The sequence below is a fragment of the Peptidiphaga sp. genome (assembly GCF_057238965.1).
Window position 1 is genome coordinate 1 of the sequence record NZ_DBHHEV010000013.1, and the last position, 3,333, is coordinate 3,333.

General features: G+C 56.6%; 2 protein-coding genes. Both read right to left on the reverse strand.

Features of this window, described 5'->3' with window-relative positions; all coding sequences use genetic code 11:
- Positions 1-169: 169 nt before the first annotated feature.
- Positions 170-1,309, reverse strand: coding sequence for a PIN domain-containing protein (locus ACO48X_RS02995; protein ID WP_485000400.1), 1,140 nt, complete (start codon positions 1,307-1,309; stop codon positions 170-172).
- A 57-nt stretch (positions 1,310-1,366) separates the two neighbouring features.
- Positions 1,367-3,333, reverse strand: a 1,967-nt coding sequence (locus ACO48X_RS03000; RefSeq protein ID WP_485000402.1) for a ComEC/Rec2 family competence protein, incomplete at its 5' end; no start/stop codon positions are given.

Here is a 3,333-nt window from a genome sequence, read left to right on the forward strand (position 1 = left end):
TCACGGCGGTGGCCGGATTGCGTTCGAGGGCCCGCTCGATGAGCCGCGAAACGGCCCTGTCGCCGAGGACGGGCTCGCCGACGAGAAACAGGACGACCGGAGCGAGCTCGATCCGGTCGTGTCTGAGCGCGCCTGTCTTAGCCATGGCACAAGTATCTCACGGGGAACGTTATTGCTCCGTTATGTCTTCAACCCCGTCGATAGACAGTTCACAATCTCTTTCTTGACCGCTACTGTCCCCTAAAAAGTTACCGCTTAGCTCAAAGCGAAGATGGCGTGCTTGTTGAACTATCATCGTGTGATCACCCCAGTCATAATCATATACGTCTACATCTCCTTCATGGTACATATAATAGTCACTTTTTTCCATGAAACCTTCTATTACACATTTAACCTCAACGCTAGCTTCTATTACTAACTCATCCTTATATACAGGTGAAGTTTCATCACAATTATGTTTTATTGAATTACTAATAATTTCAAAATCAATAAATTCGCCTTCTATGCCAGAAAATGAAATCGGATTGCTTGGAAGATCGCCTGGACAAGTCTCATCGAATGCAGATACAGGCTCTCCTAAAAGTTTGTTTATGGTGTTAAGAATAGATAGTTTCATTTTAAGATCTCTATCATCAAAAGCACTAATACGACTCTTAATAAGATCATGCTCAAGAAAATCAGATATAGATTTAACTAGATTAACCTTGTAGCCTTCAGGAACATCTTTGAATAAATCCCTATGAAGACAAGAACTTTCAGGATCTCTAAAATCTTTAGAATTATTGGTGATAAAGAAAACCTCACAATAAAGCTCATCAGATTTTTTAAGACTCTCACAAAGAGTTTTCCATATCAAAAAGTCTCTAAATCCTGTTCCATCTTCTTTAAATGGCTTACGTTTTTCAATATCTCTTTCATAAACCTCACTCAAAGAAACATCTGGAAACGGAAGTATTCTCACATTTGATTTGCTAAAGTTATCTTTAATAACGGAACACTGCGGAAAGTAAGTGGAGTCGATAATATTATCTAAAGAACTGGGCAGACTTTCCTGTTTAATGTCACTACATTCACTCAGACAACTCTTTAAGTCTTTAATGCTACCTTCGAGCCTTCCAATTATTTCATCATAGTCTTTCACCCATAGTCTATGAAGTTCATCCATGACGACCTCAGAGACAAATAAATCTACGATATTCTTTTCCTTAAGGTCGGAAATAAACTTAAAGTTATCGTTATCAATAGGAAGCCTTCCACTTCGGAATTGATACAAGGCGTTAGTGTCAAAGAATACTGCTACTTTCTTCATATGCAGTAGCATATCATTTTGGTTTCTTTATTGCAATTTTCTAACTTTCAGGTGTTCTTAGCAGCGAGAAAAGACCTCGGATCCGGTCACAACGATCGTCCCGCACGATTTCGTGTCGTACACATCGGCCGAGGAGTAGAGCTCGAACGCGCGGCGGGAGGGATGCCCGTAGCTGTTTTCCCCCACCGATATGAAAGCGATCTTCGCGTCGGCGGCGCGGGCGAGCCGTTCGGACTGATCCGAGCTGCCGTGGTGCGGGACCACCGCGATGCGCACGGGTTCGACCTCGCGAACGAAGCGCTCCTGGCTTTCGCGGCCCTGGTCCCCCGTGACGAGCATCCCGCCGGGTATGTCCACGAGGACGGCGACAGACTGGGCGTTGGCCTGCTCGGCGCCCGCGGGGGCGTTGGCGCGCGGCCAAATGACGCGCACCCGAGGCGCATCGGGATCGTCGACCTTCCCTTGAGAGACGATTGTGGGCTTGTGCCCGGTCCTCTTCAGCTCGGCCTCCAGCCACCGTTTGTTGCCCTCGGGGTCCATGTTCGGCGAGACCCAGACCTGCCCGACGTCGGCGGTCTTCAACACCTCCGGAAGGCCCCCGATGTGGTCGGAATGCCCGTGGGTGAGGACGAGAATGTCGATCTTCTCCACCCCCGCCGCCTCGACGCATTCGGCGGCGGCCTTTCCCTGCGGGCCGACGTCGACCATGATCGTCTTCCCCCTCACCCGGGCCAAGAGCCCGGATCCCTGGCCGACGTCGCATTGGACGACCTCCCAGCCGTCTGCGATCTCGATCGGGGCGCGCCGCCCGGTCCACCACGTGACGGCCACAAGGGCGGCAACCACAACGAAGCCGAGGGCTTTGCGGGCAATGAGCGCCGCGAGGAGGACGAGGCAGAAGGCGAAAGAGGCCAGCAGGCCGATTCCCGAGCCCGGCCACTTCGCGAGCGTCGTCGCGACCCGCTCGATCCACCACGTCGCCATAGCTGAGGGAACGAGCGCTGCCTCGGAGAGCCAGGGAAAAATCGGACTGGCCAGGGCGGTGGCGAGTCCGCACACGGTCAGGGGCGCGACCACCGGGGCGACGAGCATGTTGGCCGGCACTCCCCAGATCGATCCCGTGTCTGTGAACAGGGCGAGAACGGGCAGGCAGGCCAGCTGCGCCACGAGGGGGACGGCCACGAGCTCGGCCAGCAGGCGCGGCGCCTTCGCCGCCAGCCGCGCGGTGAGAGGCTCGGCGAAGCAGACGATGCCAAGCGTCGCGCTTGCCGAGAGCAAAAATCCGTAGCTCACTGCCAGCCACGGGTCGATGAGGGCCACGCCGAGCACGGCTGTGCTCAGTGACGGCACAGCCTGGCTCGCCCGCCCGATTCCGAGCGCGAGGACAACCACGGTTCCCATTGCCGCGGCGCGTATGACGGAGGCTTGGGGGCCGACGAGCGCGAGCAGTGCAAGGACCGACAGAAAGCAGACTGCGGCGGTGGCGGCGAGCCGCCGTCTCCCGAATCCGAGGATGACGAGGGAAAGAAGTATCGACACGTGCCCGCCGGAAACCGCGATCAGATGCGTGAGCTGGGTCATTTTCATGGCGGATGCGAGGCCGGGCTCGACGGCGTCGTCGCGTCCCAGGGCGACGCCGGGAATGAGGCCGCGGGCGTGTTCGGGGGCGTCGGCCAGCACCTTTTCGAGCGCCGCGTCGATGCGGGCGACCGTGCGGGAGACCGCCGAGCCCGGACCCGAAACCGTAACGGCTCTCGCGTAGATCGTCCCACTCTGACGCGCGCCAGGAGGCGGCTCGACGAGCTTGCCGACCGCGCTCACCTTCTGCCCTCCCAGGACGTCGCACGGAACGCCGACGATCGAAATTCGCACGTGCCCGGAAAGCCGCATCGCGCCGCCCGCGTCGATGCGGCTTGGGCGGGCGAGCACCGAGCAGCGCTCTCCCGCCCTGCCCGCCCTTCCGACCGCCGTCGCCTCTGCCTTTGCCGTCTTTCCGTAGGCATGCGCCATCGCCTCCGGTTCGG

What these genes read in the sequence shown, in the direction of transcription:
- ACO48X_RS02995 (WP_485000400.1), bottom strand. Translation starts at nt 1,309, where the DNA reads ATGAAGAAAGTAGCAGTATTCTTTGACACTAACGCCTTGTATCAATTC.